General features: G+C 47.2%; 12 protein-coding genes. 10 read left to right on the forward strand and 2 right to left on the reverse strand.

The window, feature by feature from the left end; all coding sequences use genetic code 11:
• The first annotated feature begins 140 nt into the window (after positions 1–140).
• On the forward strand, positions 141–242 hold the full coding sequence (locus DXC57_RS15795) for a winged helix-turn-helix domain-containing protein (RefSeq protein WP_243101496.1): 102 nt from the start codon (positions 141–143) through the stop codon (positions 240–242).
• 805 nt (positions 243–1,047) lie between these two features.
• On the opposite strand, the gene DXC57_RS14400 is transcribed toward DXC57_RS15795, so the two are convergent.
• Complete coding sequence (locus tag DXC57_RS14400; protein ID WP_118653264.1) at positions 1,048–2,244, reverse strand: ATP-binding protein; 1,197 nt, start codon at positions 2,242–2,244, stop codon at positions 1,048–1,050.
• Between the two features lie 409 nt (positions 2,245–2,653).
• Between DXC57_RS14400 and DXC57_RS14405 the strand changes: the two genes are divergently transcribed.
• Positions 2,654–4,156 (forward strand): PLP-dependent aminotransferase family protein, encoded by a 1,503-nt coding sequence (locus DXC57_RS14405; protein ID WP_118653266.1) that lies wholly within the window; start codon positions 2,654–2,656, stop codon positions 4,154–4,156.
• Positions 4,157–4,253: 97 nt separating this feature from the next.
• Here the strand turns inward: DXC57_RS14405 and DXC57_RS14410 are convergent, their stop codons facing one another.
• Entirely contained in the window at positions 4,254–5,669 is a 1,416-nt protein-coding gene (locus tag DXC57_RS14410) for a spore germination protein (protein WP_022360194.1), read from the reverse strand.
• A 453-nt stretch (positions 5,670–6,122) separates the two neighbouring features.
• On the opposite strand from DXC57_RS14410, the gene DXC57_RS14415 reads away from it, so the two are divergent.
• The 8 genes from DXC57_RS14415 (at position 6,123) to DXC57_RS14450 (ending at position 18,158) form a co-directional block, all read left to right on the forward strand.
• Positions 6,123–10,571 carry a hemoblobin-interacting domain-containing protein gene (locus DXC57_RS14415; RefSeq protein ID WP_147354110.1) on the forward strand — a complete coding sequence of 1,483 codons (4,449 nt, stop codon included), beginning with the start codon at positions 6,123–6,125 and terminating at the stop codon, positions 10,569–10,571.
• 21 nt (positions 10,572–10,592) lie between these two features.
• On the forward strand, positions 10,593–11,729 hold the full coding sequence (locus tag DXC57_RS14420; RefSeq protein ID WP_243101492.1) for an FAD:protein FMN transferase: 1,137 nt from the start codon (positions 10,593–10,595) through the stop codon (positions 11,727–11,729).
• A 39-nt stretch (positions 11,730–11,768) separates the two neighbouring features.
• Positions 11,769–12,455, forward strand: coding sequence for a hypothetical protein (locus tag DXC57_RS14425; RefSeq protein WP_118653270.1), 687 nt, complete (start codon positions 11,769–11,771; stop codon positions 12,453–12,455).
• Positions 12,456–12,637: 182 nt separating this feature from the next.
• The gene (locus DXC57_RS14430) at positions 12,638–13,207 is read left to right on the forward strand and encodes a biotin transporter BioY (protein ID WP_022360190.1); all 570 of its coding nucleotides are present in this window, start codon (positions 12,638–12,640) and stop codon (positions 13,205–13,207) included.
• A 135-nt stretch (positions 13,208–13,342) separates the two neighbouring features.
• Positions 13,343–14,488, forward strand: coding sequence for an acetyl-CoA C-acyltransferase (locus DXC57_RS14435; RefSeq protein WP_118653272.1), 1,146 nt, complete (start codon positions 13,343–13,345; stop codon positions 14,486–14,488).
• Positions 14,489–14,592: 104 nt separating this feature from the next.
• The gene (locus DXC57_RS14440) at positions 14,593–15,900 is read left to right on the forward strand and encodes an AMP-binding protein (protein WP_118653274.1); all 1,308 of its coding nucleotides are present in this window, start codon (positions 14,593–14,595) and stop codon (positions 15,898–15,900) included.
• A gap of 406 nt (positions 15,901–16,306) precedes the next feature.
• Positions 16,307–17,041: a GntR family transcriptional regulator gene (locus tag DXC57_RS14445; RefSeq protein WP_118653276.1), complete on the forward strand. Its 735-nt coding sequence runs from the start codon at positions 16,307–16,309 to the stop codon at positions 17,039–17,041.
• Between the two features lie 259 nt (positions 17,042–17,300).
• The gene (locus tag DXC57_RS14450) at positions 17,301–18,158 is read left to right on the forward strand and encodes a fructoselysine 6-kinase (RefSeq protein ID WP_022360186.1); all 858 of its coding nucleotides are present in this window, start codon (positions 17,301–17,303) and stop codon (positions 18,156–18,158) included.
• Positions 18,159–18,169 lie beyond the last annotated feature (11 nt).

Raw genomic sequence — 18,169 nt, forward strand, 5'->3', positions numbered from 1 at the left:
GTAGAATTATGGAGATTATTGCGGTCGAGCCAGGATTTGACCATATTGTGACATCCCACCCTTGTAACACTCTTGTTTTTTCGGGCTTGGAGCTTCGGCTGAAGGAGAGAACAGCATACCGAAACGGTGAGTTGATTTCTATGACTCGTCGGGAATTTGAAACATTGGTATACTTGGCAAAACATCCATCCTGGGTATTTTCTGCCGGACAGATCTATGAAGAAGTATGGGGAGGATGGTGAAAATTGCGGAACGGCTGTTGCCTTCGTACCGAAAATCAATGCGAATCCGGTGTATAACGGAGGGTGAAGCCTGCTATATGTAGGTAGCAATCATTATAATAACATAAAAGGCACGGCATAAAGAAATCTGATGTAAAATCTATCAGAATAATTTATGCCGTGTCTCTTTTTAATTTGATTGAATGTGGGATGGTTCACATTTACAGCATATTTGGTGTCGGCGGTCAAGCGTCGCAGAAAAGATTATTTGCTCCAGCTTTATAAACGCAGCAGTATCGTACTGAAATAGTTGATCTCGCCCCGCTCGTTGTTCAGCACTTTCCGGGCTTTTTGAAATAGAATAGAAACCACCACCTTTACTGAAATTGACAACAGCCGCTCCAAACCGGAGCGGCTGCTATGCAAAGTTTTGACTGTACCAAGTATAACAGATATGGATTTACGGCGAAAGGGCAGGACTGTGCCAATGTAGAGACAATTTTATGCCAACCATGTTTCTTTGAAACATTATAGCAGTGATTCCACCAGCTGATGGATGTCGGTAAATGGATTGACAGCAATTCCAAACGGTTTGCTGCTGTCATTTTGAAGATGGTATTCCACGGCTTTCCGGATCAGGCTGAGATAATCTGTTTCACCTCCGCTGGTGCGGCTTCCTACTACACGAATATCAATGTTTGTCTGACGGTTGCGGTAGTGTTAAAAATACTTAGGCTCAGTTTGAGAACCCTCCGTTACAATCAGAATGACAGTCTTTATTTTTCTGCGTCGCTGTCCACGCTTTTCAATTTTTCCACGTGCCATTTTACAGCCTTCCCTTGATAAAGGGGATCGCACCATAACGGCCAATCAGATAGCCCTTCTCCACCTTAGCATCCTTGCGGATGGAAAAATCGTAAAGGGAGAACAGATCGGTAGCCGCTGTTTGCTCGTCTTTTTCGGTAAACCAAATCTGATCTCTCCTCAGTACATCCAGGTCAAGAAGATTGGTGTTGTGTGATGTGAAAATCAACTGGGCTCCATTTGGATTGAACTCCACACTGTTAAAAAGTGAGACCAGATGCTTTGTCAGAAGAGGATGCAGATGAGCGTCCATCTCGTCAGCGACAAGAAGAGTTCCTTCATCCAGCACCTTTTTTACAACACCGATCAGTTTGAAATAACTGTTGGTGCCATCAGATTCCTCTGCCATGTTCAGCGCGTAGGAAGAAGTATTTCCCTCTGTATCCTGTACCGTGTGAATGGCCTCAATATTGGTAAAGATATCATTACGCTGAGAAGGAGCGGATTCTGCATCACGCATCTGAAGGGATTGTATGCCAAAATCTGCAACACGCAGCATAGAGGCGATCACATGCCGGTAGTCATCCTCTTTGAGTTGTTCTGCTTCAAGGCCGTAGGCGTCTGCAACAGAATGTTTCGTGATGATCTGGCAGGAAGCAAACCATTCCAGAACTGGAATCACTTTGGAATAGCTCCAGTTTGATGCGACAGACAGATAGAGCTTGTTGGCCGAAGTGCGATCCTTGAGAGTGTTTTGTTCATCGACATCAACGGTAAAGCGAAAATCTTTTGTGTCTTTTCGCTCAAAAATGAGTGCCTGCCTGCCATTGGGATAGTAATACAGATATTCTTCGATAACAGCTTTGTCTGTTACAGAAAAGCCATACGCATAGCGGATGCCATTTGTGGTGAAGATGACCTCAAAGCTGCTGGGGCGAGAGGGTGTTTCCCGGTCAAACTTGAAAGGCGAACGCTCAATGGTTTTGTGGAGCTGCTGGTTATGCGAAGTCAGCACATAATTTACCATGAACCAAAACGCATTCAAGACATTGGACTTTCCAGAAGCATTGGCGCCGTAAATCACAGCAGACTTCAAATGCTTTTTGTTTCCGTCCACAATCAGGTGCTCTGGATGTTCGTTATCCTTACTGGCAAGCAGGGATAACACGACATTATCTTTGATAGAGAGAAAGTTCTCTACACTAAATTGAATCAGCATAAAACAACCTCCTAAATCCTTGTTATAATATATTATATCCGCATTTTTGTGAAAAATCAACGCAAATGAAAAATAAAAATCTGTATAGAGGATTTAATAGAACAGCCGTGTGGAGAGAATATGCGGGGATCTCTTCTTTCTTAGGAAGAAGCGGATCTTTGATTTCTTCCTCGGAATTTCCGTTACTGGGCACGTATGCGTGAACAGTAACAGTACTCAATTTTGGGGATTGCCTATAAGCAGGAGAAAACGGTATAATTGAGGAAGGCAGTTGGGTATAAGGGGGTACAAGTGGTGGAGATGAAAAATATTGTGAAGACGGAAAGAGGGGCGGTTGTCTGGGATATGGGATGATGCGGATGATCGATGCGGTGCATCGCCGTTTACATAAATAGATAGAGGAAATACGATGGAACTGAATTTAAGCGAACCGGGACAGAGCCGGTATCTGAGAGTATATGAATATTACAAAGAATTGATCGTGTCCGGGCAGATGAAGCCGGGAGCGAAGCTGCCGTCGATCCGCAAATGTTCCCTGCAGCTGCAGCTTTCGCGGACGACGGTGGAGACGGCGTATATGCTGCTGGCGGCGGATGGCTATATCATTTCGCGTCCGCAGAGCGGGTTTTATGTAACGGATGCGGTGCTGGCGGCTGCAAACCGGGAGGAAATAGAGCACGGTGTGCCGCGTCAGGAGGAACGCCCGGAAATCCGGTATGATTTTGCGTCTTCAAATGTGGATCGGGAGAGCTTCCAGTTTGATTTATGGCGGCGCTATGTCAAGAGCGCCCTGCGCCAGGATGAACGGCTGCTTTCTTATGGCGAACCGCAGGGAGAGCGGGAATTCCGGGAGGCGCTCTGTGCGTATCTGGGGCGCCACCGCAATGTGATCTGTACGCCGGACAGTATTGTAGTGGGGGCGGGTGTGCAGAGTCTCTTGCATATTTTGTGCCCGATGCTGCGGGAGCGGGACAGCGCATGGTTTTTTAATCCATCGTTCCGGCAGGGACGCCAGATTTTTGAGGATTATGGGTTTCGGACCGGAGATATAAGAGCGTATTGGGAAAAAAATGAGATGAGGACCGGATCCTTTAAAATGGATTTGTGTGGAACGGAAAAGTCAGATGTATGTGCAAAAGAAATGAAAACAATGCCATTTGAACAGACATCAGAGGCAATGAAATCCACAGGAAAAAGTGTCTGCTATTTAACGCCTTCTCAGATGACAGTCTGGGGCGAGGTCATGCCGGTGGGCGACCGGATGAAGCTTTTAAAGGATGCGGCGCGCGAGGATATGCTGATTATTGAGGACGATTACAACAGTGAGTTCCGCTATTATAACCGCCCGACACCGTCCCTGCAGGGGCTTTCCGGCGGGCGGGGCGTCGTGTATCTGGGGACATTTTCAAGGCTGCTTCTGCCATCGATCCGCATGAGTTACATGGTCCTGCCGCCGGATCTGCTGAAACGGTATCAGGAGCGGGGGCGTTTTTATAACCAGACGGCGTCCAAGGCAGAGCAGATTGCCCTCTGCCAGTTTATCCGGGACGGACATCTGGAAAGCCAGATCCGAAAGTCCAAGAAATTGTACGCGGCAAAGGCAAAGTGTCTGTGTGATGCGGTGCGGCGCATTTTTGGAGAAAAAGCGCGAACGCATCTGGGCGATGCCGGTTTTCTGGTTCTCATGGAGCTTGACAGCCCGCTTACATCGGCGGAAATTGCCGGGCGTGCGGCACAGGCAGGCGTCGCCGTCCGCCCGGTGGAGTCGGTCGGGAGGCTTTTGGAAAAACAGGAGCATCATTTTCAAGAGGGATATCCGAAGCTCCTGTTGTCCTGTGCCTCGATGGGGGCAGAGCGGTATGAGGAGGCGCTGGAGGTGCTGAAAGAGGTAGTGTATAAGAAAGAAAAATAGAAGATAGATATAGAAGTTAAAATGTCCGCATAAACCACAGCCAGTACCCGGAACCATCCGGGCAATTGTGGGTATGCGGACATTTTATGCGACATTCTTACCCGTTTTTCTCCTCATGCGGCAGCCGGTTCCGGAGCAGCCGCTTTTTTAATTCACTCCAGTGAAATGGAATTAGCGGGTAAATATAACTTTTTCCGGCGATTGTCCGGTTAAAGACAAGGCAGCCGACGGCAATGAGTGTTCCTGCGATGAAGCCCCAGAGATTGAGGAAAAAGGTCAGAATCAGGAGCAGGACGCGCATGAATTTGAGTGCGTAGCCGAGTTCGAAGCTCGTCATCGAGTAGTTGGCGATCGTGACGAACGCCATATAGAGCATCGTCTCGCTGTTGAACCAGCCGGATTTGACCGAGTATTCTCCAAGCACGATACCGGCGATGACACTGAGCGGTGTCGTCAGCATGCTGGGGGTGTTGACTGCCGCGAGCCGCAGACCATCGATGGCAAATTCCAGGATCAGGAGCTGATAGATCAGCGCCACATGGATCTCGTCGGTGACACGGATAAAAGCGAGCCATTCCGGGATCCAGCCGGGATTCTGCATAAAAAGCAGCCACAGCGGTGTCAGAAATAAGGTCAGGAAAAAGATGACCGTCCGCGACAGGCGCAGATAGGTGCCGGTCAGCGGTGGAAAATAGTAGTCGTCGGCTTCCTCGATGATATCGAAAACAGAGGATGGCAGAATCATTGCGGATGGCGAATTGTCCACCAGAATGATGATATTTCCTTCCAGAATCGAGGCAGCGGAGGTATCCGGACGCTCTGAAAAACGAAATTTTGGGAACGGATTGAACCATTTGTGCGGATAAATACATTCGGCAAGGCTTTCCTGGTTCATCGAGAGGGCATCGACATGCACTTTTTGAATCCGGGTGCGGATGCGGTTTAAAAGTTCGGTGTCCACCCGGTTTTCCATGTAGCAGATGGCGATATCTGTGTGCGAACTTTCCCCAATATTCATGATTTCCATCCGCAGCTTCGGATCACGGATGCGCCGCCGGATCAGAGCCGTATTGAACACAAGCGTTTCGACAAAACCATCGCGCGAGCCGCGCAATACCTTATCCTTTTCAGGTTCGCTGACTCCGCGGGCGGGATAGGTGCGGCAGTCTATTGTGAGTGCCTGTGCATACCCGTCGATCAGAAGAAAAGGAACACCGGAGAGAAGCTGGATAATCAGCGCGTCCGAATCCGTTTCCAGCCCGATTTCGCCGTAGGCGAGGTAGAGGGCGGCAAAATCGTTTGCATTGTCAGGCATCTGGGCGGTTTCAATGCTGCTCATCGCCTGCAGCACTTTTAAAAGCGTATCGTCCTTGGTAAAACCATCAATACAGTAGAGGCAGGCATCGCGTCCGCCGATCATCAGGTTCCGATCTACGACATCAAAACTGATGTCCGGTCGGAGCTTTTTTTGAAAAAAAGTCCGGTTATTTTCAATGGATGAAGAAATCTGCATCGTGTAAATCTCCTATCAGAGAAGCCAATATCAGTGACCGCGAAGGGACTGGAATGGGACAAAATGTTTACAGATGGAGTATGTGCGAAAAGGATAAAAATATACGAAATGAAGCAAACAGAAAAAAATTCTCAAAATATGTTTTTTTAAAATTCATGGCAAGCGAGGCAATATCAGGGAAAAAGGAGGAAAAATCGCTGCAAAATGAGACTTAACATGTGCTGAATGGAAAAAGAAATTTGCATGTTAGTTTTAGCAACTAAAAAACCAATGCTTTATTGAGAATAAAATTCGATTAAAAAATAGATAAAAATTCTCATTTTTAAACAGATTTAAATAATTGACAGATTTTATTGGATTAGTATATACTAACCTCCTCGGCCACCTGAGTTAGGGATGCCTAATCCGGTGCGGAGAGTACGATATTACAAAAGATTATATGGAGGAATATGTATGAAAGGTAAGGGAAGATCCCGGCAGGCAATTCTGGCAGCGGTGACCGTGTTAGCGGCGGCGCAGGCAGGTACTGCTTATGCTTCAACCGGACCGGCATCGGAGTCCGGAGTACAGACCGGCGCCTGGATTCAGGAAGGACAGGACTGGAAATATCAGGGAACGGACGGAACGCTTAAGACTGGATGGGTCAAGACCGAGAGCGGCTGGTATTATCTGGATCCGCAGACCGGACGGATGATGACTGGATGGATCACCGTCGATGGACGCCGGTACTATATGAACACAACAGCCGATGGCGTGGAAGGACAGATGCGCCGCGGCTGGTGGAAGGACAATGCAGGAAAATGGTATTTCTTCAGCACTGCATCCGATGGAACGGAAGGTATGACTGTGACCGGATGGCAGTGGATTGATGGAAAATGCTATTATTTTGATAACTTGAGTGCAGAAAACTATGGTCAGATGCACACCGAAGGTCGGACGCCGGACGGCTACAGCGTCAATGCGGATGGACAGTGGGTCAATGAAAATGGAGAGGTCCAGACCCGTGCGGATAGAGGTTACGCGAGCAGCCCGGCAGCAGACGGCAACGGAAGCAGCATATCAGGAGGCGGTTCAGGGAATTCTGGCAGTTCCGGCGGCAGCCATTCGGGGGGCTCTGGAAGCAACAGTAATTCTGGAAATAACAGTAATTCTGGAAATAACGGTAATTCCGGGAATGACGGAAATCAGAATGGCGGAAATGCCGGAGATAACGGAAACACTGAAAATCCAGACAAGCCGCAGATGGTTTCGCTGGTAGATGAGACGAAGACAAAGCTTACCGAAGTAAATTCCCTGGGCTGGTGGCTTCCGATCGCATTTGATGAGGGATACAATGCAGGCAATACGGTCGTTAAGGTCGATGGAAAAGATGTAACCAATCTTTTAACTCCGATCACAGATGACGGACGTATGGCAAAACTGGCGCTTCTTGGCACACCGGGCAAAGTAACCGTCAGCAGCAAAGAAGATGCAGCAAAGGAAGAGACGGTGGTTCTGAGCAATGAGAGCCAGGAAGATGCTGTATATGAGGAAAACGACGGCTATCTGCCTGAGAAGATTCTGACGCATGAGCCGGTTGCTTACTGGGACTATTATCTGACCAATTACGATGAAAACGGAAATGCCCGCATTTCTCCGAAAAAGACTACGTATAACTTGAATGAAGAGAAACAGACTCATCCGAGCTATTCGCCGGATGCGGTTCTTCCAAAAAATGGAAAAGCAGCCGTTACCATTCTGTTTAACTATAATACAGATGAGGAAAAAGAGTGGTTTGACGGCATCCGCAAACTGGAACTGGTTGAATACAATGAGCAGAAGAACACAATCAATTCGAGTCTCGTATTTGACAGTGAAAAGAATGTGGCGCACGGACAGGGACGCGTTGGACAGCTGACTATCCAGACAGGACAGAGCAATTTCTTTAATAATGGACGTTATTATGTGCGGGTTGTATCGTCGGCAGGCGGTTCCGCGCTCGTCCCGATTCATGTCGTCAATGAGACAGTACCGACACTGGAGCTTAAGGAAACACCGCAGTCCGGTAAGAATCTCCATTTTGCAGTCAGCGATCTGGTATACGCAATTGAGACACCGATCGAGCGTGTGACACTGGAAGATCCGAACGGAACAGTAAGCGACCTTAAGATGATCGATGACTGGTATCTTTACAGCCAGGATTTATTTGTTCTGTACAATGATAATACAGACCATCTGCCATACAAGGGCAATTACAAGATCACGGTATATGCAAATGGTTTCCGGTCATTCTCCAAGAGCTTCAAGGTGACAACGGGCGCAGAGCCGGTAAAAGAGAAGGAACAGACCAATGGCCAGAAAATGGCGGCATACGGATTCGACGGTATCAGCACCGCATCGACTGGTTCCAGCGGAAGTGGAAGCTCCAGCGGCAGCAGCTCAGGAAGCTCTGCAATCTCTGCAAACCTGATTTTTGATTCAGATCTGCTTGTAAATGCACATCTCCTTGAACAGACCAAGATGGAAAATGATGCGTCCAAGGCAGTGATGGAGTGGTGGTACAATGCGATTCCGGATGCAGTCTTTGATACTGGAGATGATGATTTCTTCAGATGGACAGACTACGTAAATAAGAGCGAGAATCAGAAATACGAAGAGAACAGAATGCTCCCATTTGCAGATTATCGTGAAAATGGAGCACTGGATCCGAACCATCCGGCAACGGCAAAAGAGGTTCTTGAAGATGGTCTGCTCGGCGATATCCAGTACAATGGAAACTTCTCCCGTCAGGATGCACCGGCGATTACAGTTGTACAGAACAAAGAGGGCGAGCCGGTAGTCCTGCGGACAGAGGATACAGAGTATATCGAAGCGGTTCAGAGTATCGTTGTCAACGGAAACTGGCAGGCACTCAGCAAGGACAAATATTCCATCGACAAAGAAGCTGGCACCATTACCATTAATGCGGATGTATTCAAGGCTGGTGAGGAGTACAAGCTGACCGTTGATGCAACGGGATATAAGAGCCAGAGTATTGCATTTACATATAATAAGGTGCTGGAGAGTGATCTGGCGCTGAAGGTTGATTATGCGGATGCTAAAAATGCATTTTCAGCAAAGAAGACAGTAGATGGAAAGAAAACATACTACTTTGCAGATGCTGAATTTACCGTTGAGGGCAGCGAGGGAGATTTCTTGAAGAACCTGAAATCTGTTACTCTGCTTTCCGATGAGGAGGATGCTGTTGAGAGAAATATCTACAAGAAAGGCGTGTCCAGCAGCAACGAGGTTTACTATGAAGTATCCGGGGATGGCAAGAAGCTGATTCTCCATCAGGTTCAGCCGGGAAGCTATAAGCTGACTCTTCGTTCGAATTATTACACAGAGGCCCTGAGATGTGAATTTGTGGTTGAAAAGGAAGAGGAAGAAATTAAGGAAGAGATGGCAGCTCCAGAAGTAGTGGAGTTCAGCAAACATAAAGTCAGCTGGTCATTTGATCCAGATTTTGGCCGTGCTTCTTTTAAGGCTTCAAAGGGAACGAGTGTAAAAGATTACCTGGCTAAGATTACATCCGTGAAAGTTGGAAATAAAGAGTATACGAAAGCAACTTACAGCCTTAGTTCGTATAACCCTACATGGAAGATGACAGATGCAGATGATCCATATAACAATGTACAGGATTTTGATTGCATCGATTTCACTTTAGACGGTTTCAGCACCGAAGAAAGCACCGATGTAACGATCCAGGCAGAAGGATACAAAGAGCTTACCTTTACAGTTACAAAGGATATGAAGTTAGCGGGTGACGAAGAGAAACTGCTTCCAGCACCGGAACTGACAGGCAGCACTACGGTTGATGAGGGAAAACCGCTGGTTCTGACTGGTGATGAGGAGTATCTGAAAGCAATTAAGTCTGTAAAAGTAACTGGCAATGATGAGGAGGAAGATGTTGCACTTGAATTCACAGTAAATGGTAAAACATTGACAATTCAGACAAGCGCACTGGATAGTGGTCTGAATGAGGTTGTGATCGAAGCGAAAGGTTACGATAATCAGTCGATCACGGTTACAGTTGAGAGCCAGAAAGCAGATACAGAAATTGAGGTTTCCAGTGTTGTAAAAGAGCGTAGTTGGACAGGCGATTATTTACTGATTCGCTTCAATGGAGTTGAGGGGGAAAAATTAAAAACCTTCTTAAAGGAGATTGATTCGGTTGAGGTGAATGGAAAAGAGTATAGCAAGGCATCCGTTTCCTCGTTCCTTGGAAGTGGTGAGTTTGCACCGCATGCAACGGATACATCTTATAGCAATGATAATTATGATTGTTTAAAGGTTTCAGCGTCCGGATTGAGTGAAGAAGAGGATAATGAAATTCTTATTTACACTAAGAATAACGGAACGATTGAGTGCAAACTTGATAAAAACTGGAAATTAATCAAGGAATCCAAAACGCTTCTTGCCGACGAAGTCCTCCCAAGCGAGATCGTCACCACCCCAACCGAGGGAGTAACCACACTGGAGCAAACACCGGCAGAGGACACGACACCGGAAGAGCCGAAGACGAATGACGAAAACAAGGCAGATGTACCGGATGGCGATAAGAAGAACGAGACAGACGATGCGAACAAGGCACCGGAAGTAGACGAGGACAAGAAAGAGGATTCGGACGAGTCCAAGGATACTTCGGATGAGAAGAAAGAAGAAACTTCAGATAAAGGCGATGCTGACAAGGATGATTCGAAAGATGAATCAGGCGAAACTGGTGACGATTCCAAGAAGAATGAAACGGACGAATCTAAGGACAATGATTCCAGGAAGGATGAGACCGGTGACGTAAAAGATGATACTTCTGATAAGGAAGAATCCGACGGAGGTAAAGGCGATGCTTCTGAGAAAGAAGAGTCTGTTTCTGAAGAAGAGTAGTTGTATTTAAAGGAGTAAAAATTGAAACAGAAGTGGTGGATTTTATTAACCCTGCTGCTGTGTGGCTGCGGTGCTTCATCGCAGCCGGATCAAACGGGGGCGGTCCAGAATGACCGTCCTCGTTTATCTGCGTCTACGGAAGAGACGGCAGAAAATGTGGCAGAAGTAGAAAAAAACGAAAATTTAGAGAAAAATCCCTCAAATTCGAACCAGAATCCGGGAGAAGGGCAGAACTGGACGGTGTTTGCGATGGATACTGTGATGCAGTTTGATGCCTACGGTGGAAGTGCAAATTTGCAGGAAAAAGTGAAACGGCGAGTGGAGGAGCTGGAAGGGGAGTTTTCGACAACGCAGGAAAACAGCGACATTTTCTATCTAAATCAGGAGAAAACAGCGAAACTTTCCGATGATACGCGTTATCTGATGCAGGAGGCGCTGGCGCTGGGAGCGGAAACAGATGGTGCACTCGATATTTCAATTTATCCGGTTGTGCAAAGCTGGGGATTTACAACGGGAAATTACCGGGTCCCCAGTGAGAGCGAGCGGGAAAGCCTGCTTAAATCGGTCGATTATCGTCTGGTCGGTTTAGAAGCAGATACGGCGTCGATCGAGCCGGGAATGATGGTGGATCTGGGCGGTGTCGGAAAGGGATTTACCGGAGATGAGGTGGTAAAGACTATGAAGGAGGACGGCGTGACAAGCGCACTGTTCAGTCTTGGAGGCAATATCCAGACGATCGGAACAAAACCGGATGGCGAGAAATGGTATGTCGGCATCAAGGATCCGGAGAGCGACGGCTATCTGGGCGGAGTCAGGGTGCAGGATGAGGCGGTCATTACCTCCGGCGGCTATGAGCGCTATTTCACGGATGATGACGGAACAATTTACTGGCATATCATGGATCCGTCCACTGGGGCGCCGGCGCATAGCGGGCTGATTTCTGTGACAATCATCGGACCGTGCGGACTGCGCTGCGATGGGCTTTCGACCGCCCTGTTTGTCATGGGACGGGAAAAGGCAGCGGCACACTGGGCGGCGCATCAGGACTATGAGGCAGTCCTGGTTGACGAGGGCGGCACGATCTGGCTGACGCCGGGCTTAAAAGACAGATTTATTCCGGTGGATCAGGGGGAGACGCGGGAGATTCGGATATTGTGATTCTGGAACAGATCTAGTATAATGAGCAGAGAAAAGTGCATGCGAGTCAGATTTACAATTTATAACGAAGAGGTCGAAAATACCGTGAATGATAGATTGAAAAAGAAGCTTCTTTGCTTTGAGCGCTCTCTCTCCACATTGGAAGGATACGAGGGCTGGATGATAGGCACAACTACACTTCATCTGGACTGGCAGCCCAAACAGGGGGAGAATGAGTTTTGCCATACCAAATTAACTCCAGAAATCATCAAAAAAGGCCGCTCGGCAATCCGGGTCCGCATAGCGGCAGCGGAGGAGGAAAAGGAACGGGAAAATGAGGAGATGGAAGTGCTGCTGGTAAAACCGCGCCAGAGCGTCCTTGTCCCGGAAAAAGAGAAAATGCCGCTCATGAAAGCAATTACGGAACTGGGAAGTGAGGATGATGATACGCTGGCATTTAGCCGCAGCCAGATGGAAGAATATCTCCGGGAGGAGGCAGATACCAATCCGATCCATCAGGGAGAAGCGGCAGTTCTGCCGGGGTTTCTTGTTATGAATGCCTGCCTGCTTCGTCTGTGGAAGAAGGGCTGGATGAAGGGACAGACCGCTCTGGAAGTACGTTTTCTTGCCCCACTTCGTCCTGATGAGGAGGTATATCTGTCGGATTCGGGGCAGGAGGGAAGAAACGCGGTGTATCTGAGAACGAAGCAAGAGGGAAAGGAAATTCTTTCGATTACAGAAAAATAGGGATGCCGATGATAAAGTGGGTGCAGAGGAGCTATGGGCGCATATGTAAACCATTTATAAAAACAAGGTTGACAATCCCTTGAAATTCCGATATACTCTTTTCTAGCAAAGATTCTCTGTGTGTGATTCATAGGAAAATGCATTACACGGCTTAGAATTTTATCACTGAGGAGGTATATATAATGAGTTCAGAGACAAGTGCAGTGAACGTACACGGCGCATGGAGCGCGAAGCGGCTTACACTTTTGGCGATGATGCTGGCTCTTATCAGTGTGTCTTCGTATATTGCGATTCCGCTTCCGTTTTCGGATGCAAAGATCACAGCGCAGACGATGATTGTCAACCTGATCGGTCTGCTGATTGCACCACAGGATACCATTTTAGTTATGGCGAGCTGGCTGCTGTTAGGCTTATGCGGCGTGCCGGTATTCAGCGGCGGAAGCGCAGGACCGGGAAAACTGCTTGGACCGAGCGGCGGTTACTATATCGGATTTCTGGTTGTAGCGTTCCTGATTTCCCTGTTTTGCCGGAAATGGAAAAATGTTGCATTCCAGACAGCGTTCCTGATTGTAGTTGGTATTCCGGTGATTTACGCATTCGGTGCAGGCTGGATGAAACACGTGACCGGACAGCCGTGGGGTGCAGTTATCGTGCAGTCGATAATTCCGTTTATTCCGCTGGACATCGTTAAGTGTGTGGCAGCGGTAGCACTTGGAAAGGCGCTGAAGCGGACGGGCTTATTTGGAAATTAGATAGAAAATAAAGATGGGATGTGGTAGTGAACAGAATCAGCCTTTTAGTGCAGAAATGCAGCCAGGAGGTATGAGGAGTCCGTTGCCGCATCCCTTTAATTTTAATTAGGAATAGAAGAAAAACAGGAGAAAAGTATGAATCACGTATATATTCTGGGCGGTTTGCGCAGTTACATCGGGGTGAAAGATGGAATGTACCGTCATATCCCGGCGGAAAAGCTGGGGGCGGAGGTGCTGCGGGAGGTGGTTTCGCGATTTGAGCTTCCAACCGATGCGATCGACTATATAATAGGAGGAAATGCGGTCGGGGGAGGCGGCAATATCACGCGTCTGGCGGCACTTTCGGCAGGGTTTCCAGAGCGGATTCCGGCGGTTACTTTGGATCTGCAGTGCGGGTCGGCGCTGGAGGCGATCAGCGCGGCAGCAGCCAAGATTGAGAGCGGGATGGCGGATCTGGTCATTGCCGGGGGAATGGAGAGTTCTTCGGTACAGCCGTACCGCATGATGTCCCCGAACCATCCGGAGTATGACGGTGGAAAGGTGTATACGGTTGCACAGTTTGTGCCGGGAAAGCGCGGCGAGCAGGTTATGTTAGAGGGCGCGGAGGAGACTGCGATCCGGGAAAATGTCTCTAAGGAAGAGATGGACACCTGGGTGCTCCGGAGCCATAAGAGGGCGGCGCAGGCGCGCAAAGAGGGAATATTGGAGGATATAACGGTTTCCATCGACGGCAGCAGCCGGGATGAGGGAATCCGTCCGACAATGAGCCAGCGTCTGATCGACCGCCTGCCGTATCTGCTTCCAAATGGCACGAAAATCACGGCGGCAAATGCGTGCCTGATGCACGATGGCGCGGCATTTGTGGTACTTTGTTCGGAACGGTTTTTGCGGGAACAGGAACGGAAAGCAGAATGCCGTTTCCGGTTTGGTACAGCGATAGGGGATGATCCGATGATGAGCCCAAAATCAGCCGTCAGCGCTGCTAAGGCGATACTTGCAAAAACGGGGCATTCTTATCAGGAGATCGATGCTTTTGAGGTCAATGAAGCGTTTGCCGTTATTGATGTTCTATTTGAACGTGCATTTCCGGGGATTGAAGACCGTTATAATATCTGGGGCGGGGCACTTGCCTATGGGCATCCATATGGAGTCTCCGGCGCAATGATTCTGCTGCATCTGATGAAAGCACTGGAACATAAAAATGGGCATTTGGGAATGTGCTGCGTGGCAGCCGCCGGAGGGATCGGAAGCAGTATTCTGGTGGAGAAAGTAATGAAGTAGATGAAGACAGTGCTTGAATGATATAAAAAGTAAATGTGGTAAATTTAAAAGCTCAGATTGGTAAAAAGTTCTATATAAAAATAAGTAAAAGACAGGAATTAATCATGAAAGAAATACAGACACAACGTATAAATACATATCTGGATGCGCTCCGGGCATACCCGCCAGAGCGGGAAGCCCTGATCACGGAGAACGAGCGCTATACGTTCGGGGAGCTCATCGAGGCGGCAGAACGTGTAAGGAAACATCCGAAAGAGATAGAAGAAAAACAGGGAAAACGTCACATCCACTGGATCCAGGAACCGACGATCGCGCATCAGCTCATTCAGTTTCTGGCATATGGAGACGGAAATACGGTTCCGGTGATTGCACCGTCCGATGTAAAAATTTCCGATGAATTGCGTGACGTGACACCTCCGGAAGGGGCATATATGGGTGTGATGACGTCGGGAACCTCCGGTCGTCAGAAAGTATTGTTCCGCTCCTTTGAAAGCTGGCACGATTTTTTTAAGCTTCAGAATAAAATTTTCAAAATGGGAGAGGGAAGCATTACGTTTATGCAGGGGAGCCTGGCGTTTACGGGCAACCTGAACCTTTATATGGCGCAGCTTGCGTCCGGCGGAAGCGTCGTTGCGGCGGATTCCTTTGATCCGCGCCTCTGGAAGCGGATGATCGAGGCAGAACAGGCGACCTGCGTCTATCTGATTCCTGTCAAGCTGCGGGCGCTGCGGCGTATCTATGAGCGGGAACAGGCGGTCAATTACCGGATTATTTCTTTTGTCAGCGGCTCCCAGAGTATGGGCGGTGCGGAGGCAGTGCAGTTTAAAAAGGCATTTCCCGAAGCGGAGATTACATTGTATTATGGCGCCAGCGAGCTGAACTATATTACCTATATCCGTGGAAGTGAGATGAAAGAAGATACGACGCTGGTTGGCCGTGCATTTCCAGAGGTGGATGTCTGGATTGAAAACGACCATTTTCATGTAAAAACGCGGTATGGAATCCTTGGAATTGGAAATGACGCGGTGATTGGGGACTGCGGTCACACAGATGCAGAGGGACTCTTCTATTTTGATGGGCGGGATGATGATATCTGCAACATAAATGGGAGAAAAGTGTCATCCCTCCGGGTCGAAGAAGCGGTGCGGACATTTCCGGGAGTGGCAGAGACGGCAGTGAAGGCAGTCCATGAGCATGGGCGCGATTATCTGAAAGTGTGGATTGTGTGGGAGAAAGAAGCTGAAAGGGAAGAAATTGCCGGAAGTGACAGTGGAAAATGTGGTTGTACCAATATGGCAATTCGGGAATTTTTGGCAGGAAGACTGGCAGATTATGAGATTCCACGCGAATTTGTCTTTCTAAAGGAGTTTCCAAAGACTGAAAGCGGAAAGATTCGTAAAAAAGAACTGTGAAAATTGCTTTTTCTTGTCAAAAAAGAAAATTGCTTATTGTGCAAAATGACAAAAGTGACGTTGACAAAATTGGAAAAGGGTGGTATATTCCCGTCTTTGACAGTAATGTTTGGAAAAACACCGCAGAAAGGCTTATTCTATATAGCTTTTCCGGCGGTGCTTTTTCGTTTTGTGATAAATTCATAGTCTGTTTCAATCCGGGCCTGTTCTTTTGCCCAAGCCATAACGTCATCTCTTGTAGGACCGTGTTCAACCAGCAATTCTTTTAAGGTGCCAAGTTTTCGAATAGTCCTGGAAGTAGATTTTCCATTGGCATCAATGTAGGATTGCTTTTTATTTAGATATAGTTTATATTGTTATATAAAGAGTTATATCATTCATGTTATTAGGAACAGGGAGAAAGAAAATGTTAAATAGTAGTGCCGCAGTGCCGCTGTATGTCCAATTAAAAGAAAAAATTGAGCAAAAAATAAGTAATGGTGAATATAAACCAGGAGAAAAGCTGCAAACGGAAGGTGAAATGGCAAAATCGTTTGGAGTCAGTATCATTACAGTTCGAAAAGCAGTCAGCGAATTGGTGGAAAAAGGACTTGTAGAAAAAAAACAGGGAAAAGGAACATTTGTCTGCCAGCGCAAAGTAACTAAGGATATGAAAAAATTGCAGAGTTTTTCGGAAATGTGTGCTCATATGGGAATGAAGGCCGGAGGACGTATGCTTGAAAACAGGCTGGAACCGGCGAGTGAAAAGATAGCTCGGCTTCTGAATGTGGAAAAAGGCAGCCAGGTTATCTATATATCCAGAGTCCGCTATGCGGATGGTATGCCGATGGCGATTGAGCGTAACTATTTTCCACTTAAATATGCATTTCTTCTGGAAGAACGATTTGATGACAATTCATTGTTTACATTTTTGAAGGAACACTCTCATACAGCAGTGGCAATTTCAGAAAAATGGATTGAACTTTGCAAGGCGACAGCAGCGGAAGCAGAGCTTTTGCAGATGGCGAAAGGAACTTCGATGCTTTTTATCAAAAGTGTGGCATATACGGCTGAGAAGGAACCCATTTATGTAGGGCATCAGGTGTTTAATGGAGAAAAATGCTCATTTTATGTCTGTGAATCTACAATAGGAATCGAGTAAATTAATTGAAAAGAAAAGGCTGATTCAGGTTAGGAAGCAAGAAAAATTTGCGCTAACAGGAGTCAGCCTTTTCTTTTTATCAGGAACACGGAAACGGAGATGATAGAAATTCCATTACCGGGCACGTATGCGTGAACAGTACCTAGAAAAAAGTGATGTAAAAAAATGCAGAAATCACTTGACAAAATACATACATAAGTATAATATGATATCATAACATTATATAATGATATATAATCAATCCAAAGGAGATGAAAAAATGCGGGTCATTGGAATTGGGGACAATGTGTGCGACAAATATGAGCATCTCAGGCTTATGTTTCCGGGAGGTCAGGCTGCAAACTTTGCGGTTTATGCAGGGATGCTGGGGGCAGAGTCAGCTTATATGGGAGTGTTCGGACGGGATGAGGTTGCAGAACATGTGATAGCAACACTCGATGAGCTGCAGGTAGAACACAGCCGGTGCCGTCAGTATGAAGGAGAAAATGGTTATGCGAGGGTTACGCTGGTAGACGGAGACCGTGTTTTTCTCGGAAGCAACAAAGGCGGCGTATTAAAAGAAAATCCGTTAAATCTGGACGTGGAAGATCTGGAGTATATTAAAACATTTGATCATGTGCACACGACCAATAATAGCTATTTTGATGAACAGCTTCCTAAATTGGCAGAACAGGGAATCTCTGTATCGTATGATTTTTCGGGTCAGTGGATCGATGAAGAACGAGTAAAAAAGGTTGCTCCGTATATTACGTATGCGTTTCTTTCATGTGGTTCCGTTTCGAGAGAGGATGCGGAAGAAATTTGTAAGAAGATGTTTCGTGCTGGATGCCCAATGGTAATTGCAACAAGAGGAAGCTATGGAGCAGTTCTATTTGATGGAACGCAGTTTTATGAGCAGCCGCCGCATCTGGTTGAAGCAGTAGATACGCTGGGAGCAGGGGATTCATTTGCAACGGCATTTCTGCTTTCGTTTCTGGAGAGCCGGAAAAAGTATGGCATACAGATGAAAGAAAGCATTTATGAAAAAGAGATAAGGAAAGCACTGGAAGCAGGGGCAGAGTTTTCTTCGAAAACCTGTATGGTTCAGGGGGCTTTTGGACATGGAAAGTCATTTTGACAAATAATTGA

It is taken from the genome of Clostridium sp. TF06-15AC, from assembly GCF_003481165.1.
GTDB classification, from domain to species: Bacteria; Bacillota; Clostridia; order Lachnospirales; family Lachnospiraceae; genus Otoolea; species Otoolea fessa.

Bases quoted from the DNA above. Each gene is read 5' to 3' on its own strand.
- DXC57_RS14445 (WP_118653276.1), top strand. From the start codon at position 16,307: ATGTTAAATAGTAGTGCCGCAGTGCCGCTGTATGTCCAATTAAAAGAA.
- DXC57_RS14400 (WP_118653264.1), bottom strand. From the start codon at position 2,244: ATGCTGATTCAATTTAGTGTAGAGAACTTTCTCTCTATCAAAGATAAT.
- DXC57_RS14450 (WP_022360186.1), top strand. From the start codon at position 17,301: ATGCGGGTCATTGGAATTGGGGACAATGTGTGCGACAAATATGAGCAT.
- DXC57_RS14405 (WP_118653266.1), top strand. From the start codon at position 2,654: ATGGAACTGAATTTAAGCGAACCGGGACAGAGCCGGTATCTGAGAGTA.
- DXC57_RS14415 (WP_147354110.1), top strand. From the start codon at position 6,123: ATGAAAGGTAAGGGAAGATCCCGGCAGGCAATTCTGGCAGCGGTGACC.
- DXC57_RS14440 (WP_118653274.1), top strand. From the start codon at position 14,593: ATGAAAGAAATACAGACACAACGTATAAATACATATCTGGATGCGCTC.
- DXC57_RS14435 (WP_118653272.1), top strand. From the start codon at position 13,343: ATGAATCACGTATATATTCTGGGCGGTTTGCGCAGTTACATCGGGGTG.
- DXC57_RS15795 (WP_243101496.1), top strand. From the start codon at position 141: ATGACTCGTCGGGAATTTGAAACATTGGTATACTTGGCAAAACATCCA.
- DXC57_RS14430 (WP_022360190.1), top strand. From the start codon at position 12,638: ATGAGTTCAGAGACAAGTGCAGTGAACGTACACGGCGCATGGAGCGCG.
- DXC57_RS14410 (WP_022360194.1), bottom strand. From the start codon at position 5,669: ATGCAGATTTCTTCATCCATTGAAAATAACCGGACTTTTTTTCAAAAA.
- DXC57_RS14425 (WP_118653270.1), top strand. From the start codon at position 11,769: ATGCGAGTCAGATTTACAATTTATAACGAAGAGGTCGAAAATACCGTG.